At 65.0% G+C, this 22318-nt stretch carries 21 protein-coding genes; 15 read left to right on the top strand and 6 right to left on the bottom strand.

Annotation, left to right across the window (positions count from 1 at the left end; all coding sequences use genetic code 11):
- Positions 1 to 3 precede the first annotated feature (3 nt).
- The 3 genes from E4J93_RS02630 (at position 4) to queA (ending at position 2501) form a co-directional block, all read left to right on the top strand.
- Complete coding sequence (locus tag E4J93_RS02630) at positions 4 to 633, top strand: DUF3267 domain-containing protein (RefSeq protein ID WP_187231579.1); 630 nt, start codon at positions 4 to 6, stop codon at positions 631 to 633.
- Complete coding sequence (locus E4J93_RS02635; RefSeq protein ID WP_147587941.1) at positions 633 to 1223, top strand: epoxyqueuosine reductase QueH; 591 nt, start codon at positions 633 to 635, stop codon at positions 1221 to 1223. Before E4J93_RS02630 ends, E4J93_RS02635 begins: the two co-directional genes overlap by 1 nt.
- 99 nt (positions 1224 to 1322) lie before the next feature.
- Positions 1323 to 2501, top strand: coding sequence for a tRNA preQ1(34) S-adenosylmethionine ribosyltransferase-isomerase QueA (queA, locus tag E4J93_RS02640; RefSeq protein WP_147587942.1), 1179 nt, complete (start codon positions 1323 to 1325; stop codon positions 2499 to 2501).
- Between the two features lie 84 nt (positions 2502 to 2585).
- Here the strand turns inward: queA and E4J93_RS02645 are convergent, their stop codons facing one another.
- Complete coding sequence (locus tag E4J93_RS02645; RefSeq protein WP_147587943.1) at positions 2586 to 3293, bottom strand: helix-turn-helix domain-containing protein; 708 nt, start codon at positions 3291 to 3293, stop codon at positions 2586 to 2588.
- A gap of 660 nt (positions 3294 to 3953) precedes the next feature.
- Here E4J93_RS02645 and E4J93_RS02650 point away from each other — a divergent pair.
- Positions 3954 to 5444, top strand: coding sequence for an S-layer homology domain-containing protein (locus E4J93_RS02650; RefSeq protein ID WP_187231580.1), 1491 nt, complete (start codon positions 3954 to 3956; stop codon positions 5442 to 5444).
- Between the two features lie 79 nt (positions 5445 to 5523).
- On the opposite strand, the gene E4J93_RS02655 is transcribed toward E4J93_RS02650, so the two are convergent.
- Positions 5524 to 6672: a coproporphyrinogen III oxidase family protein gene (locus E4J93_RS02655; protein WP_255431901.1), complete on the bottom strand. Its 1149-nt coding sequence runs from the start codon at positions 6670 to 6672 to the stop codon at positions 5524 to 5526.
- A gap of 256 nt (positions 6673 to 6928) precedes the next feature.
- Positions 6929 to 8491: a hypothetical protein gene (locus tag E4J93_RS02660; RefSeq protein WP_147587945.1), complete on the bottom strand. Its 1563-nt coding sequence runs from the start codon at positions 8489 to 8491 to the stop codon at positions 6929 to 6931.
- 255 nt (positions 8492 to 8746) lie between these two features.
- On the opposite strand from E4J93_RS02660, the gene tgt reads away from it, so the two are divergent.
- The 7 genes from tgt to E4J93_RS02690 all read left to right on the top strand — a co-directional run bounded on the left by tgt (position 8747) and on the right by E4J93_RS02690 (position 14600).
- Positions 8747 to 9886, top strand: a complete 1140-nt coding sequence (gene tgt, locus E4J93_RS02665; RefSeq protein ID WP_147587946.1) for a tRNA guanosine(34) transglycosylase Tgt — start codon at positions 8747 to 8749, stop codon at positions 9884 to 9886.
- Between the two features lie 117 nt (positions 9887 to 10003).
- On the top strand, positions 10004 to 10810 hold the full coding sequence (locus E4J93_RS02670; RefSeq protein ID WP_147587947.1) for an AIM24 family protein: 807 nt from the start codon (positions 10004 to 10006) through the stop codon (positions 10808 to 10810).
- A 232-nt stretch (positions 10811 to 11042) separates the two neighbouring features.
- Positions 11043 to 11423 (top strand): hypothetical protein, encoded by a 381-nt coding sequence (locus tag E4J93_RS02675; protein WP_147587948.1) that lies wholly within the window; start codon positions 11043 to 11045, stop codon positions 11421 to 11423.
- Complete coding sequence (locus E4J93_RS02680) at positions 11413 to 11817, top strand: acetyl-CoA carboxylase biotin carboxyl carrier protein subunit (protein WP_147587949.1); 405 nt, start codon at positions 11413 to 11415, stop codon at positions 11815 to 11817. Before E4J93_RS02675 ends, E4J93_RS02680 begins: the two co-directional genes overlap by 11 nt.
- Positions 11818 to 11883: 66 nt before the next feature.
- On the top strand, positions 11884 to 12999 hold the full coding sequence (locus tag E4J93_RS02685) for a sodium ion-translocating decarboxylase subunit beta (RefSeq protein ID WP_147587950.1): 1116 nt from the start codon (positions 11884 to 11886) through the stop codon (positions 12997 to 12999).
- A 20-nt stretch (positions 13000 to 13019) separates the two neighbouring features.
- Positions 13020 to 13160, top strand: coding sequence for an OadG-related small transporter subunit (locus E4J93_RS08065; RefSeq protein WP_187231581.1), 141 nt, complete (start codon positions 13020 to 13022; stop codon positions 13158 to 13160).
- A gap of 45 nt (positions 13161 to 13205) precedes the next feature.
- Positions 13206 to 14600 (top strand): oxaloacetate decarboxylase subunit alpha, encoded by a 1395-nt coding sequence (locus tag E4J93_RS02690; protein WP_147587951.1) that lies wholly within the window; start codon positions 13206 to 13208, stop codon positions 14598 to 14600.
- 223 nt (positions 14601 to 14823) lie between these two features.
- Here the strand turns inward: E4J93_RS02690 and pckA are convergent, their stop codons facing one another.
- Both pckA and E4J93_RS02700 read right to left on the bottom strand, forming a co-directional pair.
- Positions 14824 to 16413, bottom strand: coding sequence for a phosphoenolpyruvate carboxykinase (ATP) (pckA, locus tag E4J93_RS02695; RefSeq protein ID WP_147587952.1), 1590 nt, complete (start codon positions 16411 to 16413; stop codon positions 14824 to 14826).
- A 155-nt stretch (positions 16414 to 16568) separates the two neighbouring features.
- Positions 16569 to 17387 carry a biotin--[acetyl-CoA-carboxylase] ligase gene (locus E4J93_RS02700; protein WP_147587953.1) on the bottom strand — a complete coding sequence of 273 codons (819 nt, stop codon included), beginning with the start codon at positions 17385 to 17387 and terminating at the stop codon, positions 16569 to 16571.
- Positions 17388 to 17596: 209 nt separating this feature from the next.
- Between E4J93_RS02700 and E4J93_RS02705 the strand changes: the two genes are divergently transcribed.
- Both E4J93_RS02705 and E4J93_RS02710 read left to right on the top strand, forming a co-directional pair.
- Positions 17597 to 18514: a TIGR02452 family protein gene (locus E4J93_RS02705; protein WP_147587954.1), complete on the top strand. Its 918-nt coding sequence runs from the start codon at positions 17597 to 17599 to the stop codon at positions 18512 to 18514.
- 170 nt (positions 18515 to 18684) lie between these two features.
- Entirely contained in the window at positions 18685 to 19698 is a 1014-nt protein-coding gene (locus E4J93_RS02710; RefSeq protein WP_147587955.1) for a sugar-transfer associated ATP-grasp domain-containing protein, read from the top strand.
- 338 nt (positions 19699 to 20036) lie between these two features.
- Here the strand turns inward: E4J93_RS02710 and E4J93_RS02715 are convergent, their stop codons facing one another.
- Positions 20037 to 20846: a YaaA family protein gene (locus tag E4J93_RS02715; RefSeq protein ID WP_147587956.1), complete on the bottom strand. Its 810-nt coding sequence runs from the start codon at positions 20844 to 20846 to the stop codon at positions 20037 to 20039.
- A gap of 124 nt (positions 20847 to 20970) precedes the next feature.
- Here E4J93_RS02715 and E4J93_RS02720 point away from each other — a divergent pair, with 124 nt between their 5' ends.
- Both E4J93_RS02720 and E4J93_RS02725 read left to right on the top strand, forming a co-directional pair.
- Positions 20971 to 21699 (top strand): hypothetical protein, encoded by a 729-nt coding sequence (locus E4J93_RS02720; protein WP_147587957.1) that lies wholly within the window; start codon positions 20971 to 20973, stop codon positions 21697 to 21699.
- A 49-nt stretch (positions 21700 to 21748) separates the two neighbouring features.
- On the top strand, positions 21749 to 22072 hold the full coding sequence (locus E4J93_RS02725; RefSeq protein WP_147587958.1) for a hypothetical protein: 324 nt from the start codon (positions 21749 to 21751) through the stop codon (positions 22070 to 22072).
- The last annotated feature ends 246 nt before the right edge of the window (positions 22073 to 22318 follow it).

Below are 22318 nucleotides of genomic sequence, written 5' to 3' on the forward strand. Positions count from 1 at the left end.
ATCATGAAGAAAATCGACGGCATACATACGTTTGAGGATGAGGGCTTCCTGGCTCGCATCACGCGGACGTCGTTCGCGGTGATGCTGGCTGCAGCCGCGGTTTGCGCTGTGTGGGGGGTATGCTCGCTGATCCCCGGATCCCCGGCTCCCGCGTTCGAGCTGGCCTCACCCGTCCACGCGCCATCGAAGCTCGGATGGCTGCTCGCCCTGGCGGTGGGGGTGCTCGTATCGCTTGTGGCTCACGAGGCAGTGCACGCCGCGGTGTTCAAGCTGTTCGCTCCCAAGGGCTCCCGCATCACGTTCGGTGCCAATTGGAGATGCGGGATGCTGTTCGCCTGCGCGGATGGCATCGTGTACACGCGCCGCCAGTACCTGGCTATCGTCTTGGCCCCGACGCTTGTGGTCACGTTGGCGTTGGTGGCCGCGGGGGCGCTGGTCTCGTGGCCGCTATGGACGCTTGTCGTGGTCGCACTGCACCTTTCGGGCTGCGTGGGCGATTGGGCGTACGCGGCCCATATCGCGGCGGACCCCGCGATCGCGTACTGCGAGGACACGGAGTGGGGCGTCCAGTTTTACGGGGTCGGGGAAGATGGCCGCGATGAAGATGCCGATGGTGGCGAAGGAGCTGCTTGATGACGAGACTGCTGTTGCATGCGTGCTGCGCGCCGTGCTCGCTGGAGCCGGTGCGCTTGCTGGTCGAAGAGGGCTTCGAGCCCACGATCTGCTGGACCAATCCGAATATCCAGCCGGCCGCAGAGCGCCGCCGGCGGCTGGAGGAGCTGAGGCACTGGTGCGGCCAGGTGGGTATCGACCTCATCGAGGCGCGGGAGGACCTCGCGCGCTGGGAGCGCGGCGTCGCGACCGTGGGCGCCCGCGATCGCGAGCGTCGGTGCCGCGCGTGCTATGCGCTGCGCCTGGCCGAGGCGTGCCGCGTGGCGCGCGAGGGCGGTTTCGAGTACATCGGCACGACGCTCGCCGTATCCCCGTATCAGCTGTTCGACACCTGTAACGAGGTGCTGGAGAAGCTGGCGCGCGCCCATGGCCTCATGCCGGTGATACGCGACTTTCGTCCCTGGTATCCCGAGGCGACGCGTCGGTCGCGCGAGCTGGGGATGTATCGCCAGCAGTATTGCGGCTGCCGCTTCTCCGCCGCCGAGTCGGTGCTCGACCGCGCACGCATGCGCGACGAGCGCCGTGCGCGCCGCGACGAGACGTCGGCATAGCGGTTCGGAGAAGATGCGCCGCGCATACGGGGAGTGCGCGGGCGGACGCGCTATCATAGGGCGCCGTGAGAAGTGAACGTTTGAACGCGAGGAGCGCATATGCGTACCGATGATTTCGATTACAACCTGCCCGACGAGCTAATCGCCCAGGCGCCCGCGGAGCCCCGCGATTCGTGTCGCCTGCTCGTGCTGCATCGCGAGGACGGTTCGGTCGAGCACCGTATCTTCCGCGACATCATCGACTACCTCGAGCCGGGCGATGTGCTGGTCGCCAACAAAACGCGCGTCATGCCGGCGCGCCTTATCGGCAAGAAGCCCACGGGCGGCACGGCCGAGACGCTGCTGCTCAACCGCCGCGAGGACGTGGATCCCATGGGCGCCGTGTGGGAGTGCCTGGTAAACCCCGGCAAGCGTTTAAAACCGGGCGCGGTGATCGAGTATCGCGCGGGCGGCGCGCTGGCGCCCGATGGCGCACCGGTGGTGTTGCGCGCGACGATCGAGGAGTTCGTCGACGACAGCCGCGGCGGTCGCCTGGTGCGCTTCGAGCCGGTGGGCGAGGAGGTCGACGGCACTCCTCGTACGCTCGACGGCGCCATCCATGCGGCCGGCCATGTGCCGCTGCCGCCCTATATCACCGACTACGAGGGCGATCCCGAGAAGTACCAGACCGTGTACGCCATGGAGGAGGAGCACAGCGCCGCCGCGCCCACGGCGGGCCTGCACTTCACGCCCGAGCTCATCGAGCGCATCGAGGCTAAGGGCGTGCGCTTCGAGACCGTGGAGCTCGAGGTGGGTATCGATACCTTCCGTCTCGTCGAGGAGGACGACCCCACCGAGCACGTCATGCATACCGAGCGCTACCATGTGCCCGCGTCGACCGTTGAGGCGGCGCGCGCGGCGAAGGCTGCGGGCCATCGCGTGATCGCGGTGGGCACCACGGCGGTGCGCTCGCTCGAAAGCTCGTGGGAGCCCGATGTCCCTGCGGCCGATCCCGCGGTCACGGCGCTTCGCTTTGAGGGAGCTGCCGATTCCGCTGCGGTGTGCGGCCACGGCGATATCGCGGTGCGCGAGGACGCTACGACCAACCTCTACCTCATGCCCGGCTCCACCTTCCACGTGGTGGACGCGATGATCACCAACTTCCACGTGCCGCGCTCGACGCTCATGATGCTCGTCTCGGCATTCGCGACGCGCGAGCAGATCATGGCTGCCTACGAGGCGGCGGTGGAGGAGCGTTATCGCTTCTTCAGCTTTGGCGACGCGATGCTCATCGAATAATCGGCACCTATGTGCTAACGAAAGGGCGCCGGCATCCCAGCGGGGTGCCGGCGCCCTTTGCGTTGGCGGATGATGGAAATCTACTTACTCCCGGTGCTTTTTATTAGATAGGGCTTCTTTCAGTGGATGGGATGGGTCGAGCAGGATCTCGAGTACGATCCAGAGGACGGCGAAGGCGATGGTGGCCGGCAGCGACTCGCTGAGCGCGAAGACCACGTCGAGCACGAACCAGAACAACATGCCGACGATGATCGAGATGATGAAGTAGTTGCGTTTGACGAACGACGCGAAACTGCTGTCCGCGCGGTCAGCGGAGCCCTTCTTGATATCTCCCAGCATGTAGTCCCCGACCTCGACATCGTTTGAGAGGTGATGCTTGCGCGTAAGGAAGGCGATGCGCCCTATGGTGGCGGCGAGCGCCGCGAGAAAGAGCAGCATGATGACGAGCGAGAGGTTGCCCTGGTACGTTTTGTCTTCGAGCAGTTTGTCGACGGGGAAATAGAGGATCGCGATGCCGAGCAGGACGATCCAGAGCAGCTTGAGTTCCCGACGGTCGGCAGAGATGCGCTTGGCGACCCGCGCCTCTTCATCCGAAACGAGCTCCTCGAGTTCGATATCGAATATATTGGCGAGGGAGGCGACGGTTTGGATGTCGGGAAGCGTCTTCGCATTCTCCCAAGATGAGATGGTTTGCCGGGAGACATGGCAGGCGCACGCGAGCTCTTCTTGGGACATGCCGAGTGCCTCGCGATGGACGCGGATCCGCGAGCCGATTGCCTTCGATCCCTTCATGGTGTCCTCCTTTGCTTTTGGGGTGGTATCTATCGCCTTAAGGGTAGGCGAGCGCGTCGCTACCGTCTGTCAAAAGGCCTTTACATGGGGGCGCATTTTGATTGGAAAACCGTCTGCGGTTACAAACCTACCGCTTGCGGAGAATGTGGTTTCGAATGAAGATACCAGCACTATATGGGAATAAAGAGGGCGAGCAAAGAAACAGTCGCCCCAAGAAAGCGACCGACGCAGGAGGTGATTCCGGTGGGCAGTGAAGAGATATCAGCTTTTGGGCCCGCCGATGGCGCGGTCGAGGCCGAGTAGTTGAGGGCGAGCGGACTCGCCTCGTGAGCATCCCGGCGACGTATCGGGGGCGGCCGCAAGAAGGCGTGCTATCCGGGCTCGTTCGCATAACCGCATACCGGCACCTGCGGTAGGAGATTCGAGGGGATTCCAAAGTACAGGTCACGCGGCGGCGTCGCAGATGCGGCGCCGCCGTTTTTGCCTTCGCATCGGGCGCGGGAAGCGGCCTCATCGTGCTGTTCGGATCAGGGCGTATTGAGGCGGCGCGCGATGAGGGTCTATGATAGCTCTGTCAATGGGGATGCGCGATTGGAGGAGTGCATGATGAATACTGGGAAGCGCGCAAGGGCTGTGGTAACGGGGGGCTTGGCATGCTTGATGGCGCTGGGGGTTGGTGCGCCAGCCGCCCTGGCGTTCGCCGATCAGCCCTCGGCGGCGCCTCTTGAAGCCGGCGACCGGTCCGCCACCATGATGTCCGTCTTGTTCCGGCTTGTCGTTGTCGATGAGGACGGTCATAGCTTGGATTCGCCGCAGCCCACGGGGCTGTATGCGAAAATCGCGGAGGGCGAGACGTTCAACGGCGCTTGCTCGGGACAAATCGCAGGGCTTCGTGATTTCGCACGGCGTTACGCGTCCGAGAGCGGCGGGTCGTTTGCCGGGATTCGCAACGTTTTCTTCGTTTCTGCCACCAACGGGGTGGCTAGCGTCGTCATGTGCGAAGAGGTCGATCTGGATGCACCCGTGCGCTATGTGCCCGGCGAGAATATCCTGGAGCTGCGGGCGATCGTGTCGGTACCCGGGTGCTCGCATGGCCTTGATACGCGCGGCACGGTGGTGACGAGCAAGGACCGCGCTATCGATGTGCCCGTATACGATGCGGAGAGCGGGTCCATGGTGGCCGGGATCACGGCAAGAGCGGTGCTGAGCGGCGCCAACGTGCCGCGTGGTTCGCGCGTGTTCCTGAGCACCGTCCCCGTCGGCGGGGGCAATATCGAAGACGGCGGCGACCGGTTTGGTATTGGCTTTCACCTGTTCGTAGATGGCGTGTATGTGCATCGCGATTTCGGTTGCATCGAGCTGATGACCCCGCTGCTCTATTCAGGTGTCCCTGACGGCCTGGTCCATGATGCGGTCGTAGAGGCCTGCGGCCCGGGAATGGTGCCGATCGAGCGCAAGGTCATCCCCACCATCTGGGATTCGTCTGCCACGGTTTCAATCGGTATTTCCGAGATGCCGGATACCGGCATCATCGTGAGCAGCTACCCCGGTCCCGTGTCGAAGCGTTTTTGGGATGTGACGAGCGCCACGCCCCATGCGCACGATATCGTATGGATGGCACGCGAGTCCATCTCCACGGGGTTTAGCGATGGGTCCTTCAAGCCGTATGGCAAAGTTGCCCGGGCCGATATGGCGCAGTTCCTGTATCGCCTGGCGGGCGAGCCCGAATTCGAGCCGGGAGCCCAGGATAGGGCCGCGTTTGCCGATGTCGATGCGGGCACTCCGCACGCCAAGGCGATTTGGTGGCTGACTGCGACGGGCATATCGACCGGTTGGAGCGAAGCAGATGGATCCAGGACGTTCCGTCCCTTTGACTTGGTCGTGCGCCAAGATATGGCTGCCTTCCTGCATCGGTTGAGCACGTGGTCGAAGGCGAGCGGCGCGGCGCTTCCTGCGGCGTATGCCGGATTCTCCGATGTTACCGCGCAGACGGATCACGCGCAGGATATTGCCTGGCTCGCCTCTTCCAAGGTGTCCGAAGGCTGGTTGTTGCCAGATGGTAGGCGCGAGTTCCGCGGCATGGAGGAAGTCGCCCGCTGCGATATGGCCGCATTCCTTCGACGTATGGATAGGTACGGCCTGGTAGGGTAGGCGCGCTGCAGGTCGGCGCGACGCGGCGGGGAGGGTCCAATACGGGCTCCCCGCTGTTTTTCTAGGCGCGCCGCGCGTCCTATTCCCGCGTGCCGTCGCCGAAGAGCAACTCTCGTTCGGGGCCGACGAGCGCGGCGCGCGCCTGGTCTCGTAGCTCGTTAAGGCCTGAGAGGAATTGCCGCTGCATGACGAGGGCGTAGTAGCGGCCTTTGGCGGTGAGCGTGAGCTCGTCGGCGGTATTGGTTGCGAAGGCCCCGTTTGCGCGCATGAATGCCATCTCGACCGGAAGGCCGCGTTCGACGCTCACGCCGAAATCGTGCTCGAAGCGCTTCTTGTCGAGCCTGAGCGCATAGAGCTCCTGCATGAACCTATAGCGCATGAGGTCGCGCTTGCTCAGCGCGGCCTTGCCCATGAGCGACATGCGGCCGCCATCGATTGCTTCGTTGTATTCGCGCAGGCTGAATGTGTTGACGTAGATGGTGCCGCCGAGATGCGTGACCGCGCCCGATCCGATGGCGGGGTATTCCTCATAGGAGACGCCGAATTCGTCGACCGGTATCTCGCCGCAGGCATGGAACCCGCATCCCGCGCGGTTGAATGTCCAGACGGTGCGCCGTTCGAACGCGGCGCCGTCGCCATCTGCGAGCTCGGCATCGAGGAGCCGGTAGTAGGCATACTCGCGTTCGTAGTCGGGGCTTCCCAGGGTGTCGAGCATCTTCTTGGTGGTCGCGCGGGAGAAGTACAGGGGCGAGAAGGTCGTTTGCTGGCAACCGCATTCCTTGATGAGCTCGATATCGCGCCGAAGGACCGATTCGGTCTGCGAAGGGAAGTTGAAGATCATGTCGACGTTGAGGATGTCGAAGCGCGCCGCCGCCTCGCCGATGCGATCGAAGATCTCCCTGCCGCTGCCGTATTTCTCGTACCGGTCCATCTGCCGTAGCAAGTCGTCGTTGAAGCTCTGCACTCCGACCGACAGGCGCTGGATGCGACCTTCCATCTGATCGAGATATGGCTTGGCGAGGTGGTTGGGATTGGTCTCGCAGCTTATCTCTTGTATGGAAAAGAGGTCGCGCGCGAGGTCGAGGGTCTGGCAGAGCTCATCGATGAGGATGGTGGGCGTGCCTCCGCCGCAATAGATGCTCTCGAAGTCGTAGCCAAGGTCCTCGAGCATGCGCATCTCTCGGCGCAGGCGGTCGAAGTAGGCGCGCGATGTCTTCACGGAAGGGATAGCGGTTGAAGCTGCAGTATGGACAGAGCCGTTGGCAGAAAGGAATGTGCATGTAGAGCATGTAGCGCGCGCCGGGCGTAGGCGCGGGCAGCCGCGCTTCGGTTGCCGGTTCGAGTGCGAGCTCGTGTTTTGCCAGCGTCTGTATGACGCCGGTGAGCATGCGTTCCGATATCACGAGATCCTCCTTGATAACGAATGCGCCCGGGCGTGCGGGCCCGGGCGCATTACAACAGCGAGGGGTAGTGCGGTTTCGACGTTAGCTCAGCGCAAACCACAGCGTGATACCAATAAGTACAGCGATCAAGACGATGCCGAGCGCGCCCAGGAAGCGCAGGCGCGAGGAGCGCGTGCGCTCTCGCACGTCGCGCTCGGTTGCGGCGAGCTGCTCGACCTCCTGCGCTTGCTCGCGCCCCTCGGCGAGGTTGCGCTCGAGGTCGATGGCCAGCGATTCGATGACCTCGGGATGGTTGCGGATCTCGGTGGCCTCGTCCATGACCGCCTGCGCCTCGTTCGCCTCGGCCCGCGCGTCGTCGATGAGGCGGTCGAGCTTCTTCACTTCCTTCTCCTGCTCGGCGATGTTGTCGCGAAGCGCTCGCTGGCGCTCGGCCGCCTCGTTCTTTGCGCTGTCGAGCGCATCGCGCGCTTCGTCTGCTTCGTTGGTTACCGCTTCATGGGCGCGCTTGGCGGCTTCGATGGGCTCTTGGGCCTCGGCTACCGCAGCGCGGGCGAGCGAGACGCTGCGTTCGACCTCGTCCCTGGTTGTTGGCAGGGCGTTCTCGGCGTCGCGCAGTTGGGCGCAGGCGTCGGAGATATCGAGCTCGAGCTCACCGGACCGGACGGAATAGGCCGCGGTGTTGGCGGATGGGTTGCGCTCCAGCTCGCGCTTCTCTTCGTTGAGCGCATCGAGGCGGGCCGCTGCGCTCTTCACGGCGTGCTCGGCTGCGGCGATGGCCGTCTCCTCTTCGGAGAGCGCGACCTGCAGGGCGCGCTTGGCGTCGTCGAGGCGACGCTGCATGCGCGCTCCGGCTTCGCGCGAGGAGGACTCGCGCGCCTCGGCGGATTCCACGGCGGCCTTCAGGCGCTTCTCGACTTGGGTATCGTCGTCGCGCATGCGCTGGAGCTGCTCTTTAAGCTCTTCGATGCGGGCGCGGGCGGCATCTTGCTGCTGCTGGGCGGTGGCGACGCGCGTGTGCGCCTCGTCTTGCCGGGAGGTCTGTTCATCCATGATGAGCTCGTAGCGCGAGATGATGTCGCGGCGATGGGCGAGCTCCTCCTGCTGGTCCTCGATGGTTCGCTGGAGGTAGTCGAGGTGCTCGCGGGCCGATGCATGGGCGCGCTTGGCGGCGTTGACCTCGCGTACGGCGCCGACGCCCTCGCTGATGAACGAGCCTACGACCTGAGCGGCGCTCGGACCGTCGTCGGCGTTATCCGCGGTGGACGAGTCGTCATCGGAGCCGTCGGCGGTCTCGCGAACGGGCTCGAACGCGGGTTCCGGTGCGCCGGGCGCCGCGGCGTCTTCTGCCTTGAACGAGGCCGATGCGGGCCAGGAGCTCGTTCCGCCGTCGATGACCTCGAAGCCGCGGGGCAGCGGAGCGGGGTCGTCACCGACTTTCTCGTATTCCTCCCGGGTCAGGAACGTGGGGGTAAGGGTCTGGCCCGAGCCCCCATCGCCCGCGGCGTCGTTGCCGGACGTCGCGTCGGATGCATCGTCGAGTGCGGTGTGTACGCTGGAATCGCCGGGGACGTCCGCGGACTTGTTTGCCGCGGCATCGACGGCGGTCTCGTCGTGGCCTTCGACGGTATCGTGCTTCTCGTCCATGCGCTTGCTCCTATCCAAATCGCCGCGGCGGGGAGGCGCGGCGCGTGTCGTTCATTCCTGTATGTTACATGCCCGCGATGACGCCCGCGTGCACGGCTGGCGAATGACCGAAACAAATCGGAAGAATTGATGCGCTCCCGCTACGGTGCGCGCGTGACCTTACAATAATCCAGCAGAGCAGTGAGCTACGCGTTCGTCGGATGCCGCACATGGGCGGCCGGGCGGGCGCGTGCAGGAAGGTATACGAAAGACGCTATGGACCAAAAGCTGTTTACCTACGATATAGTTGCCGAGGACCCCAAGACGCATGCGCGAGCGGGCATCCTGCACACGCCGCACGGCGATATCGAGACCCCGATCTTCATGCCGGTCGGCACCAAGGCGAACGTCAAGGGCATCCCCACCGAGACGGTCAAGGACCTGGGCGCCCAGATCGTCCTCGCCAACACCTATCACCTCGCCATGCGTCCCGGCGCGGACCTGGTCCAGGAGATGGGCGGCCTGCACGCCTTCATGAACTGGCACGGACCCATCCTGACGGACTCGGGCGGATTCCAGGTGTTCAGCCATAACGACGCGGTCAAGCTCACCGACGAGGGCGTGCGCTTCATCGCCACCGACTACGACGGATCCCATGTCTTCTGGACGCCCGAGGACAACATGGAGATCGCCATGAAGCTGGGCAGCGACATCTGCATGCAGCTCGACCAGTGCCCGGGCTATCCGGCCACGCGCAAGTACGTCGAGCGCGCCGTCGAGCTCTCCAGCATGTGGGCGGAGCGCTGCTATAAGGCGCATACCCGCGACGACCAGGCGCTCTTCGGTATCGTCCAGGGCGGCATGCACCTGGACCTGCGCCTGCGCTCGCTCAAGCACCTCGAGGAGTGCGGAGACTTCCCGGGCTACGGCATCGGCGGCTACTCGGTTGGCGAGGACCACGAGACCATGTTCGAGTCGCTCGAGCCGCTCGTTTCCGAGCATATGCCGCGCACCAAGCCGCGCTACCTCATGGGCGTGGGCAACCCCACCACGCTCGTCCGCGCCGTCGGCATGGGCGTCGACATGTTCGACTGCGTGCTGCCCACGCGCACCGGCCGCATGGGTACCGCGTTCTCGAGCGAGGGCCGTTTGAACTTCCGCAACGCCCGCTTCGCGCACGACGCGGGCCCCATCGACGAGAAGTGCACCTGCCCGGTGTGCACGGGGGGCTACAGCCGCGCGCTCATCCGGCACATGGTCACCCAGAAGGAGATGCTCGGCGGCATCCTGCTGTCGCAGCACAACATCTACTTCTTGCTCGACCTCATGCGCCGTGCCCGCCAGGCGATCATCGAGGGTCGCTACGCCGAGTTCCGCGACGAGTGGATGGCGAGCGCCGGCGCCAACGACTACTAGGGCGCGCCGTTCGCCGATGACGTTTTGTCCGACGGCGCCTTGTCGCGCTCGCCCGCGCGGCGCTCGTCTACCATGGCCGCAATGTCCGTCACGTGCGAGCCGAGAGGATGGCCACCCATGGCGTTTACCGTTTACAACTTCGAAGACAACGACGACGTGCGCGTTATCGCGCGCGCGGGGCAGTTCAAGGTGGTCCAGTGGGACCGCGACCTTTCCGTGATGCCCTCCAGCGCCGCGACCGCTTGGTTCGCCGCGCAGATGGACGTGCGTCGCCGTCAGCTCGTGGCCGACCTCGACGGCAAGACGGGCGTGACGCTCCAGGCGGGCGCCATGCAGTGGACGGTCGGCTCGGTTACGGCGAACACGGGCGTGAAGGGCGCCGGCGACCTGATGGGCAAGATGTTCCGCGGGGCGGTGAGCCAGGATTCCGTGATCAAGCCCGAATACACCGGTACGGGCAAGCTGGTGTGCGAGCCCACCTGGCAGCACCTGCTGTTGGTCGACCTTTCGAAGTGGGGCGGCTCGCTCGTGCTCAACGACGGGCTGTTCCTGGCGTGCGATGCAACGATCAAGCATTCGCTGCAGCGCCGTTCCAACCTGTCGTCGGCGGTCGCAGGCAACGAGGGCCTGTTCAGCCTGAGATTGGACGGCGCGGGGGTGGCGGTATTGGAGTCGCCGTGCCCCGAGGCGGAAGTGGTCTACGTCGACCTGCACAACGATGAGCTGCGGGTCGATGGCAACTACGCGCTCGCTTGGACCGCCGGGCTCGATTTCACCGTCGAGCGTTCGGGCAAGAGCCTGATCGGCTCCGCGGCATCGGGCGAGGGCCTGGTGAACGTGTATCGCGGTACTGGCCGCGTGATGATGGCCCCGATGCAGGCGGCCACGTACTTCAACACCTATGCACCCGAGGCTACGTCGTAGCGTCGATGCGGAAAGAGCCGAAGAGCGCGTGCAGACGAGCGCCGCGGGTCCCGTCGGGGGTCCGCGGCGCTTTGCTATCTAGCGCTTTGCCCGCACCCGTCAAGCGAGAACCGCTGGCCGATGCGGCGCCGCTTCACCTCAGAAAAAACTGCAATCCTCTATACAATCAACATATTGGAAATATAGCCATTGCAGCTCTGCGATTGCTTGAGGAAGGGGAGGGTTGCGAGATATGGGATTGTGCTCATGGCTGCGCGAGCGTTTTCGTCGCACCGATGACGTACCTGCCGAAGCGAGCGCTGCTCGTGCGGGCGCGCGTGCTGAAGCGCCGGAGACGTTCGGATGCTCGGCGGGCTCATGGGTGGAGGTACCGCCCTTTGTCGAGGTCGATCCGAAGGACCATGCCGCCGCATGCGTGGTGGCGTCGGCCATCGCGGCGGGCGACCGGCCGGAAAGCACGATGGTCGTGCGCCGGGTGAGCATCGCGAACGATGAACATCGTCGCGTCGCATGCGTCGCCACGGCCATTGCCGCGGGGGCGTACGAGATGAGCTCGTTCAAGGTGAAGAAGATTTACAAGCAGATGGAGAGGGGAAGCGAACATGCTGCGTAAATTCAAGATTTCTATCGATGGTACCCAGTATCTGGTCGAGATGGAGGAGGTTGGCGCCCCCGTGCAGACGCCGGCGGACGCCGCTGTCCCGGCGCCCGCTGCCGCGCCCGCGCCCGCTGCCGCCCCGGCGCCCGCGCCCGCTGCCGCCCCGGCGCCCACGCCCGCTGCCGCGCCCGCTGGCGCCCACGTGCAGAGCGCGCCCATGCCGGGCACCATCCTGGATATCAAGGTCGCCGTGGGCGATGCCGTGAAGGCCAACCAGCCCATCATGGTGCTCGAGGCCATGAAGATGGAGAACCAGGTCGTTGCCGATCAGGACGGCGTCATCGCGTCCATCGCGGTCGCGAAGGGCGACATGGTGAATCCCGGCGACGAGCTGTTCAGTTTGAGCTAGGCCAGGCATCGGCGGCGCGGGAGCGCCGTTTTTTGCGTGGCTACTCAGAAAAGAGGCGTGGTTCCATTGGAAACTTTGATTGAAGGCGTACAAGCCCTGGGCGCCGAACCCGGGCGCATCGTGATGATGCTCATCGGCTGCATCCTTATGTATCTGGGCATCAAGAAGGAGTACGAGCCCACGTTGCTCGTCCCCATGGGTCTTGGCACCATCCTGGTGAACATCCCCGGTTCCGGCGTGCTGTCTATCGATGGCGCCGCCGGCCCGTTCCAGGTGCTGTTCGATGCGGGCATCGAGACCGAGCTGTTCCCGCTGCTGCTGTTCATCGGCATCGGCGCCATGATCGACTTCGGCCCGCTGCTGGCCAACCCGTTCCTGCTGCTGTTCGGCGCCGCCGCGCAGTTCGGCATCTTCTTCGTGATAATCGTGGCGGCCCTGCTCGGCTTCCATATCGCGGACGCGGCGTCGATCGGCATCATCGCCGCGGCGGACGGGCCCACATCGATCTTCGTGGCAAACTCGCTGGGTTCGAAGTACATGGGCGCCATCATGGTCGCGGCCTATTCGTACATGGCCCTCGTGCCCATCATTCAGCCGATCGCCATCAAGGCGGTCACCACCAAGAAGGAGCGCCAGATCCGCATGACCTATCGTCCCGGCGAGGTCTCCAAGACGGCGAAGATCCTCTTCCCGATCATCATCTGCGTGGTTGCCGGCCTCATCGCGCCCGTCTCGCTGCCGCTCGTGGGCTTCCTCATGTTCGGCAACCTGCTGCGCGAGTGCGGCGTGCTCGACCGCCTGTCGGTCTCCGCACAAAACGAGCTGGTCAACCTTATCTCCATCCTGCTGGGCCTGTGCGTGTCGGTGAAGATGGTCTACACCGACTTCCTGCAGTTCGATACCTTGCTCGTCATGGGGCTGGGCCTGCTCGGCTTCGTGATGGACTCGGTCGGCGGCGTGATGTTCGCCAAGTTCCTCAACCTGTTCCGCAAGGAGAAGATCAACCCCATGGTGGGCGCGGCGGGCATCTCCGCGTTCCCCATGAGCTCGCGTGTGATCCAGAAGATGGCGACGGAAGAGGACCCGGGCAACTTCATCCTCATGCAGGCGGCGGGTGCCAACGTGGCCGGTCAGATCGCATCGGTGGTCGCAGGCGGCTTGGTGCTGGGCCTGCTGCTCTAAGAAAGGAAGCGTGAGATTCGATGTCAATCGATATGAACGCCCTTGAGAAGGGCATCGAGATCCTCGGCCTGGGCTGGGGTGGCATCTTCGTCGTCATGATCATCATCTATCTCGTGTCGCTGGGTTTGTGCAAGCTCTTCCCGCCGAGGAAGGACGACTAGGAACAGCGACCCGATTGCGAGAATAAGGGAGGTGCGGTTCGCCGTATGGGACGCACGATTCGTTTTATGGAGACCGTGCTGCGCGATGGGCAGCAGAGCCAGATCGCCACGCGCATGCCCATCGAGGACATGGTTCCGATTCTGGAACAGCTCGATGCCTGCGGCTATGAGTCGCTCGAAGTGTGGGGCGGCGCAACGTTCGACGCGTGCTTGCGCTTTTTGAACGAGGACCCGTGGGAGCGGCTGCGCACCATTCGCGCGCACGTGAAGCACGCGAAGCTGCAGATGCTGCTGCGCGGCCAGAACCTGCTGGGATATCACAACTACGCCGACGACGTCGTGGAATCGCTGGTGAAGAAGGCGGTGGAGAACGGCATCGACGTGGTGCGCGTGTTCGATGCGCTCAACGATACCCGCAACCTGGTCACCTCGATCCGCGCGGCCAAGGAGGCGGGCGGCGAGGTCCAGGCGGCTATCTGCTATACCACCAGCGAGGTGCACACGGTCGAGTACTTCGTGGACCTGGCATGCGAGATGGAGCGCGCGGGCGCGAATTCCATCTGCATCAAGGATATGGCCGGCGTCCTCACGCCCGACGCGGCGTTCGAGCTGGTCTCCAAGATCAAGGCGGCCACGAACGTGCCCTTGCAGGTGCACACGCACGGTACGGCCGGCATCGCCCAGATGACCCTGCTCAAGTCCGTCGAGGCCGGGGCCGACATCATCGACACCTGCCTATCGCCTTTTGCCGAGGGAACGAGCCAGCCGTGCTCGGAGTCCATGGCCATCGCGTTGGAGGGGCTCGGGTACGACACGGGGCTCGACCTGGCTCCCATGGAGTCGGTTGCCGCGGCGCTGCTGCCGGTACGAGACCACTTCCTGGAGGATGGCGTGCTCAACCCCAAGGTGCTGGCCGTCGATCCCAAGGCCCTGCTGTATAAGGTTCCGGGCGGCATGCTGTCCAATCTGCTCAACCAGCTCAAGGAGATGCGCATCGAGGACCGCTACGCCGACGTGCTTGCCGAAGTGCCGCGCGTCCGCGCCGACTTGGGCTATCCGCCGCTGGTCACGCCGCTGTCCCAGATGGTGGGCACGCAGGCCATGATGAACGTCGTGTCGGGCGAGCGCTACAAGATCGTGCCGTCCGAGATCCGCGACTACGTGCACGGTATGTATGGACGTCCGCCCGTGCCGATCGCCGACGATATTCGGTCCGCGATCATCGGCGATGACGAGGTGGTGACCTGCCGGCCCGCCGATCTGATCGAGCCGGCCATGCCGCGGCTGCGCGAGGAGATCTCGCAGTACGCCCGCTCCGAGGAAGACGTGCTGTCCTATGCGCTCTTTCCCGAGCAGGCGCGCGACTTCCTGGGTCGTCGCGAGGACCCGTTCTACGATGTGCCCGTGCAGGAAGTGACCGTATCCATCGAAGTCGATTAGCCGTTCGCTTCGCCCCGTCTTCGGCCTCTGGCCGGGCGGGGCGTTTTCGTGCGCATACGCGAGCGCGCCCCCGTCGCCGTATGGCGTGAAGCCGGCCGGCGAGGAGGGCGCTCGCATGCCGCGCGGGCGCTGGAGCGTGCTTGCCGGCGGCCGCGGGGCAGCGAAAACCCCGCCGGAAGGGATGCTTCCGACGGGGCGTAAGGAGGATGGGCTGCGTGTGGCGCTAGCGCTTCAGCGAGGTGAGGTCCTCGAGCGAGGTGCCGGGATAGCGCTTCTCGAAGTTCTCCTTGAAGAGCGCGACGAGCTTGGCTGCGGCCTCGTCGTAGGCCTCGGGGTCGTCCCAGGTCTTGCGGGGCTCCAGCAGGTCGGAGGGGACGCCCAGGCACTCGCGCGGGACGTCGACGTCGAACACGTCGTCGTGGCGATAGCCGGCGTAATCGAGCGAGCCGTCCATGGCGGCGCGAACGAGGGCGCGCGTGTGCGAGAGGGCGATGCGGTGGCCGGTGCCGTAGGGGCCGCCCGTCCACCCGGTGTTCACCAGGTAGACGCGGGTGTTATGACGCGCGATCTTCTCGCCGAGCAGATAGGCGTAGACCATGTGGTCGAGTGGCATGAAGGGCTCGCCGAAGAGCGCGGAGAACGTGGGCTGCGGCTCCACGATGCCCACCTCGGTGCCGGCCACCTTGGAGGTGTAGCCGGTGAGGAAGTGGAACATGGCCTCGGTGCGGTCGAGGCGCGAGATCGGCGGCAGCACGCCGTAGGCGTCGGCGGTGAGGAACAGGATGACGCTGGGGGTCTCGCCCACGCTGGGCTCGACGGCGCTGGCGATGTGGGACAGCGGGTAGCCGGCGCGGGTGTTCTCGGTGATGGAGCCGTCGGCGTAATCGGGCTCATGGGTGGCCGGATCGAGGACGAGGTTCTCGGTGAGGCAGCCGAACTTGATGGCGTCGTAGATCTCGGGCTCGCGCTCGCGGGTAAGGTCGATGCACTTGGCGTAGCAGCCTCCCTCGATGTTGAAGATGCCGCGCGGGCTCCAGCCATGCTCGTCATCGCCGATGAGGCGGCGGTCGGGGTCGGCGGAGAGCGTCGTCTTACCGGTGCCGGAGAGGCCGAAGAGCACCGCGGTCTTTCCAGTGACGGGGTCGACGTTGGCGGAGCAGTGCATGGAGAGCACGCCGTCCTCCACGGGGAGCAGGTAGCTCATCGTGGTGAAGATGCCCTTCTTGATCTCGCCGGAGTAGCCGGTGCCCGCCACGATGATGGTCTTGGCGTCGAAGTTGAGCATGACGGCCGCGTCGCCGTCGACGCCGTCGGCCTCCTTGGTGGTGGTGTAGTCGGGCGCGGCGAATACCACGATGTCGGGGCGGCCGAAGTTTTCGAGCTCGTCCGCCGTGGGCCGCACGAGCAGCTGGCTGATGAAGAGGGCCTGGCTGGCGCGCTCGCAGATCACGATGACCTTGCGCGCGTAGGCGCGGTCGGCGCCGGCGTAGGCGCGAACGACGAAGAGCTCGCGCTCGGACAGGTGGGCGGCTACGTTGCCGTAGAGGCGCTCGTAGGTCTCGACATCGATCGGACGGTTCTGCGGGCTGTCCCAGTTCACGTTTTCGTGTGCCACGGGAGCATCGACGATATAGCGGTTCTGGGGGGAGCGGCCGGTGTACTTGCCGGTTTCGACCATGAGGGAGCCGGATGCGGTGAGGACGCCCTCACCCGTGCTTACGGCGTGCGCGATGAGCTGGGCCGGGCACCAGTCAACGTGCACGCGCGCCCGGTCTGCGGTGATACCAAGATCCTGAAGAACGGTTCCAATCATGACCTACCACTCCTTATTCGAAGGCATGTAATGCACCTTGCATTCGCATGGGCTCCACTATGCCAAAGCGAAGTGCCTGCAGCGCATAACAAATCGGTCAAAGCGATAGGTTTATAGGGAAACGGCGAATGAGACCGTTCTTCTTGTCATTATGCTTACAGTGTGGTAATCGCCTGCGCGTCGACTGGGCGCAGCGAAGCGTCCACGGAGTCGAAGGAGGCCATCTTGCCGGCGGTGGTGAGCAGCCGGGCGCATCCCCCGAGGTCGACTCCGGTAAAGGTGCCCGTGGCGATGGTGGCGCCGTCGGGCGATACGGCGCGCACGCATCGGCCGCGATAGGCGAGGCGCTCGTTGTAGGCGTCGACGATGCCGGTGAGGGGCGCGGCATCCGCATCCGCCTGCTCGATTGCGCCGCGCCAGTCGTCCGTGGTCTCGAGCACGCGCGCGCGGATGGACCGCGCGAGGTCATCGTGGCCGGGGAGGGGGGAGGCGCGCAGGCAGTCATCCAGGCTCGAGACGGGCAGGGCGCCGTCGACGCGTTCGATGCGGCGCGGCGCGTGGTAGTTGATGCCGATGCCGCATACGGCGATGGTCTCGGATGAATTCGCCCGCGCCTCCACGAGGATGCCGCCGAGCTTGCCGTCTGCGGACACGATGTCGTTGGGCCATTTGAGCGAGAGCCCGCTCGCGCCCGCCTCCTCGAGCGCGCGCAGGACGCCCAGGCCGCATGCGATGGGCAGTCCGGGCAGCACGCGCGCGGGGATGGGCGCGCGCAGCAGGATGGAGAGGTAAAGGCCGCCGTCCGGCGAGGCCCAGCTATGGGCGCGGCGCCCTCGGCCCGAGGTCTGGACGCGTGCGCGCAGCGCCGTTCCGTGACCTGCACCGGCGGCGGCGCGTTCGAGCAGCTCGATATTGGTGGACCCCACCTCGTCTAAAACGATGAGATCGCTTCGATCGTATGCGCTGGCGTCCATGTATCCTCCTTGAACCCGGGTTGCGAGGGGCATTGTACTCCCGTTTCACCGCGCTCGCGCGGCGCCCGGCGCGAGAGGCGCCGACGGCCGATGCGCCCCGCCGTGCGATTCGACGCGCTCGCCCGCGTGCGGCGTTCGGGCGTTCTGCGAATCGGGTACCATGGAGAACGTGCGCCATACGGCGCCTTGTGACAAGGAGGAACGTACTCATGGCATATGACCGTAATCGCCGGGGCTCCGACCGTACGGAGCGTCGAGGCGACCGCAAGAACGAGCGCGCCCGGGAGGCCGAGCTCCACACCAAGAAGATGGCAGACGCTTACGCCAAGGAGATCGAGCGCTGCATCGCCGGCCTTGCGGTCTACGATGCCTCGCCTGCGGTGGACGCCGAGGGCTGCGTGCCGTCCGTGAGCGTGGTCGATCAGGACAGCGTGGCGACGATCTTGGAGAACGGTCGCGGCCGCGCCCAGTTCTGCGATATGGCCGTACTCGATTTCGCTTCGTTCACCACGCCGGGCGGCGGCTACGCGCGCGGCTCCATGGCGCAGGAGGAGGCCCTGTGCGCCGAATCGTTCCTGTATAACGTGCTCAAGAGCCAGGGTGGCTGGTATGGCGAGAACCGTCGTCGCCATATCAACTGCAATCTGTATAAGAATCGCGGCATGGTGGCGCCCGCCGTGCGCTTCACGCGCGACAAGATCCATGCGTACGCCGACGTGCTCGTGGCGGCGGCGCCGAACGCCCGTCGCGCGCGCGAGGAGTACGGTGTGAAGGACGATGTCCTGCGCGATGCGATGCGCGACCGCATCCGCTTCGCCCTGGCGCTCGCCGACGCCACGGGTCGCGAGAAGCTCGTGCTGGGCGCATTCGGCTGCGGCGTTTTCGGCTGGGAGGCCGTGGAGGTGGCCGAGATGATGCGCGCCGAGCTGGCGAGCGGCGCGCATCGTGCCAAGGAGGTCTTCGTGGCGGTGCCGCGCACGCGCTTCGATGAGAATTTCGCTCAGTTCGCCCACGTGTTCGCCGCGTTCCCCGAGGCCGTCGACGCCCCGTATGCACCGGCGCCCGTAGAGGAGAAGCCCGCCGTGAGCGAGGAAGAGGAAGACGACGACTGGCGCAAGTACCTGTAGCGCACGCGCAGGAGGCCCGCGCCGCCCGCCCTCAGCGAGCACCCTTCGGGGTGCTCTTTTTTTAGGGAGGGCCGCAGGCGGGATGCGCCGGTGTCGAATGGGCGTAAGATAGGTGCATCGCATGGAAACCATGGCCGCGCGCAAGCGGCTCGAATGAAACGGGGGCGGGCATGGGCCGTCTGGGCTATATCGTACGGTGCATCGCGCATATGGATTACGGCGCGCTGTTCGAAACGGTCGGCGAGGTGCATAGGCGCAGCGGCAAGAACCGCGTGGGCCTGTTCTTCGATATCGTGAAGTGCGGCTTCAAGTACGGGGCGGGCTACAAGGATTACCTGCTGCTTGAGTTCGAAACCATGACCGAGGCGCAGCGTGCGACGTTTGTGACCCGCGGCGTGAACAACACGATCGTGAGCATGCTCAACGACCCTGCGTACTACCATATCTTCGATAACAAGAACGAGTTCTATACCGCCTTCGCCGAGTACCTGCACCGCGACTGGCTCGACTTCGGCGCCGCTACCAAGGACGAGGCGTGCGCCTTCCTGGAGGCGCGCGAGCAGATCATCGCGAAGCCCCGCGACGCCTCGTGCGGCGTGGGCGTGGAGAAGCTCGCGCGGGCCGATTTCGAGACGGTCGACGCGATGTACGATTATCTGAAGCGCGCCGATGCCGACCTTATCGAGGACGTGGTGGTCCAGCATCCCGATATGGCGCGTATCAATCCCGGCTCCGTCAATACCATCCGCGTCTACACGGTGCTTGCGGACGGCGAGGCCAACGCCGTGTACGCGTGCATCCGCATGGGCAATAGCGACCGTCCGGTCGATAACATCAATGCGGGCGGCATGTACTCGCCGGTCGATATGGAGACGGGCAAGATCGCCGGTCCCGCGTGCGACAAGCAATTCCGCGTATACGAGGCGCATCCCCGTACGGGCACCGTGCTTACGGGGTACCAGATCCCGCTGTGGAACGAGTCAATCGCCATGTGCTGCGAGGCCGCCCATAAGGTGCCGCAGATGGGCTATCTGGGATGGGATGTCGCTATTACCGAAAACGGGTCGCTGCTCATCGAGGCGAACAACATGCCCGGCCATGACGCCTTCCCGCAGATGCCCTCGCAGGCGCCGGACAAGATCGGCTTCAAGCCGCAGCTCCAGCGCTATATCAAGGGGCTGTAGCCAGGCTGGCGGCTTCGCGTGCGAGTAAGGAGGCGCCCGCGCATCGTGGTAACGCGGTGCGCGGGCGCCTTTTCGTTTTGATGGCCGCTAGACGAGCGGTGGAGGCGGCGTGCGGGCCGATTGTCAGTTGCGAGCGGGCGATCACGGGCGTAGGCGGCGCCGGAGAGCGGGTGCGAACGTGCCCGCGGGCTGTCGCCGGCTCGATGGCCGAGCGAGGTGATCGGGGCGCGCGAGTGCGTGGCGGCCGTCTGCATGCGGGGTCGGACGGGGCGCGCGAGTGCGAATGTCTTCGAGGGGCGAGCGCGCGTCGGTCGAACGTGCCTGTGGGCCGCCGCCGGCTAGCGCCTCATGAACACGTACGTGGCGCGTCCGTCTCCCTCGTGCGAGAGCGCGGGATCGAAGACGAACCCGACGTCGAAGCGCTTGAGGTCCTCGAGGCGCCCGGCGCCCGTCTCGGCCATCCAGCGCACCATGGATCCGCGCGCGGTCTTGCTTTCGGTTGATTTCTGCACCGGTTTGCCGTTTCGCAAGCTGCTCGAGAACACGCAGGTAGCTACTGGTGTTTCTGCTGAGATGCAGGGGAGCACCGCCTTGGAGTACTCGGCGCTTGCCAGGTTGACGACCTCGGTGTCGTCGCTGGCGCAGATGCGTTCCGCCAGGCGCCGGCCCCAGAAGGCGTAGAGGTTGCGCGCGTCGTCGATGGCGAGTTTGGCGCCCATCTCAAGCCGGTAGGGTTGAACGGCGTCGAAGGGGCGCACGCAGCCGTAGAGCGCGCTGAGGATCCATAGGTGCTCCTGTAGCCATTCGATCGCGCCATCGCCCAGCACGTGCGCCGCCATGCTGCGGTATTGGATACCCGTATACGAGAAGATGGCGGGGCCGACGCGCCGAGAGGTCTCGGCGTCGTCGAGTTCGCGCGCGTCCGCTACGGGGTGGAAATCGTGCAGGCGCTCGACGTTTTCAGCCAGCAGCTTGTCGCTCACGGCCCAGAGGCGCTGCAGGCCCTCGGCGCCCTCGTTCTGCTCGACGGCTCGTAGCTCGTCGACGATGCGCGCGGTCTCTCGCGGGAACGGCGGGATGCCACGCGGGGCGAAGGCGTCGCCGTCCACGTTCATCTGCTTCGCGGGCGAGATGATGGCTTGTATCACGGGATGCTCCGATTCTGGTTCGAGGGTTTTCGGGAACTGCGGGATGTGTGTCTGCCGAAATTGTAACCGCTAACAGCTTTGTTGGATTGCGCGCATCCGGCTGTTGGCGCATCGGCCGGATTTCATGGATTTGCACGATGCCCGCCTGATGCGCTGGTACGGTCGAATCATGGATGTCGTGTTTTGGGGCATATCGGCTTTGCGCATGTACCGCATGCCTCCGTTTCTTCGCGGGGATCTGGCGGCGCGCTTCGATCGGGAGGATCTTCTGCATCGTCCGTCGAGGGTCGATCAGTCCGCCGTCGATCTTATCGGACGACCCGTCCACGTTATGGTGCGCTCCCGCGCGGACCGTTGGAGTCTCAAGCACGCGAAGATGCACCTGTGGGGTGGCGATGTTCCCGTTGGCGCCATTGGGGAATGCGGCCCCTATGCGTCCTGCGCCACGCCGGCTTTCGCGCTTTTGCAGCTCGCGCCGTTTGTCTCGCAGATTCATCTGTGCATGCTGCTGCACGAAGTATGCGGAGGCTTTACGGTGTGCGAATTGCCCGGGTGCGTGCGCGACGAGCTGCAGGTCCTCGTGGGGAGGGGATGGCATGGCAGCGAGGGTTGGCGGCCGGTGTTGGATGGCGCGGGCCGCTTGACCGATCTTTGGCAGCGCCCGGCGTGCATCGACGTGGGTAGCGTTGCACGGTTTGCCATGTGCAACCAGGGTGCGCGAGGGGGGCTTGCGGCTCCTGCGCGCTACACAGGATTACTTCGGGTGCGCTCGGTCGCCGTTCGAGGTACGGGCGGCATTGCAGTACGGGCTGTCGCGCTTGCGCGGCGGCGAGGGAAGGGCCGTTCGTCTTGACGAGAGGATCGACCTCTCCCGGTCGGGAAGGATTCTGACGGGTCAATCGGTGTGCTATGCCGATCTGCTTGCCGAGAGCTTGGATGGCTCCAGGCAGCTGGTGCTTGAATGCCAAAGCAGGTTGATTCATTCGGCTGCCGACCGGCAGCTGCTTGATTTTGACCGGCAAGCCGCGCTGCAGGCGATGGGATATGAGTATATTACTCTCACGTACGCGCAGCTGAGGGATGATGCCAGGCATAGGGAGATGGCGGAGCTGGTGGGAATGAAGCTCGAGGGCCGTTATCTTGAGAAATCGGCGCTGCTGATGGAGCGCGAGCGCGCGCTTCGCCGGGAGCTCTTCTGCGACTGGCGTCGCCTGGGCGAGGTATGAGCAAGGGCCCTTGCCTGCAGGGCTTATTCGATGGGCGGCCGCCATCCTGGAACGAGCAGGGCGGGGTACGCTCGAGTGGCTGTTTTGAGATGCTGCGGACGTACGCGGACCGGGCCCTCATGCTGTAAGGGGGCGCCGACCGCGTGCCTGGTCATGGGGCTTTTGACTGCGAGAGGTCAAGGCTGGCGGGTTCGATCGGGTCCGCCCGCACGCTTTGGATGGAATTCGCGCATTCGTCGGGCTTCC

The organism is Collinsella sp. BA40, from assembly GCF_008014645.1.
Taxonomy (GTDB): domain Bacteria; phylum Actinomycetota; class Coriobacteriia; order Coriobacteriales; family Coriobacteriaceae; genus Collinsella.

What these genes read in the sequence shown, in the direction of transcription:
- E4J93_RS02630 (WP_187231579.1), top strand. Translation starts at nt 4, where the DNA reads ATGAAGAAAATCGACGGCATACATACGTTTGAGGATGAGGGCTTCCTG.
- E4J93_RS02635 (WP_147587941.1), top strand. Translation starts at nt 633, where the DNA reads ATGACGAGACTGCTGTTGCATGCGTGCTGCGCGCCGTGCTCGCTGGAG.
- queA (WP_147587942.1), top strand. Translation starts at nt 1,323, where the DNA reads ATGCGTACCGATGATTTCGATTACAACCTGCCCGACGAGCTAATCGCC.
- E4J93_RS02645 (WP_147587943.1), bottom strand. Translation starts at nt 3,293, where the DNA reads ATGAAGGGATCGAAGGCAATCGGCTCGCGGATCCGCGTCCATCGCGAG.
- E4J93_RS02650 (WP_187231580.1), top strand. Translation starts at nt 3,954, where the DNA reads ATGGCGCTGGGGGTTGGTGCGCCAGCCGCCCTGGCGTTCGCCGATCAG.
- E4J93_RS02660 (WP_147587945.1), bottom strand. Translation starts at nt 8,491, where the DNA reads ATGGACGAGAAGCACGATACCGTCGAAGGCCACGACGAGACCGCCGTC.
- tgt (WP_147587946.1), top strand. Translation starts at nt 8,747, where the DNA reads ATGGACCAAAAGCTGTTTACCTACGATATAGTTGCCGAGGACCCCAAG.
- E4J93_RS02670 (WP_147587947.1), top strand. Translation starts at nt 10,004, where the DNA reads ATGGCGTTTACCGTTTACAACTTCGAAGACAACGACGACGTGCGCGTT.
- E4J93_RS02675 (WP_147587948.1), top strand. Translation starts at nt 11,043, where the DNA reads ATGGGATTGTGCTCATGGCTGCGCGAGCGTTTTCGTCGCACCGATGAC.
- E4J93_RS02680 (WP_147587949.1), top strand. Translation starts at nt 11,413, where the DNA reads ATGCTGCGTAAATTCAAGATTTCTATCGATGGTACCCAGTATCTGGTC.
- E4J93_RS08065 (WP_187231581.1), top strand. Translation starts at nt 13,020, where the DNA reads ATGTCAATCGATATGAACGCCCTTGAGAAGGGCATCGAGATCCTCGGC.
- E4J93_RS02690 (WP_147587951.1), top strand. Translation starts at nt 13,206, where the DNA reads ATGGGACGCACGATTCGTTTTATGGAGACCGTGCTGCGCGATGGGCAG.
- pckA (WP_147587952.1), bottom strand. Translation starts at nt 16,413, where the DNA reads ATGATTGGAACCGTTCTTCAGGATCTTGGTATCACCGCAGACCGGGCG.
- E4J93_RS02700 (WP_147587953.1), bottom strand. Translation starts at nt 17,387, where the DNA reads ATGGACGCCAGCGCATACGATCGAAGCGATCTCATCGTTTTAGACGAG.
- E4J93_RS02705 (WP_147587954.1), top strand. Translation starts at nt 17,597, where the DNA reads ATGGCATATGACCGTAATCGCCGGGGCTCCGACCGTACGGAGCGTCGA.
- E4J93_RS02710 (WP_147587955.1), top strand. Translation starts at nt 18,685, where the DNA reads ATGGGCCGTCTGGGCTATATCGTACGGTGCATCGCGCATATGGATTAC.
- E4J93_RS02720 (WP_147587957.1), top strand. Translation starts at nt 20,971, where the DNA reads ATGGATTTGCACGATGCCCGCCTGATGCGCTGGTACGGTCGAATCATG.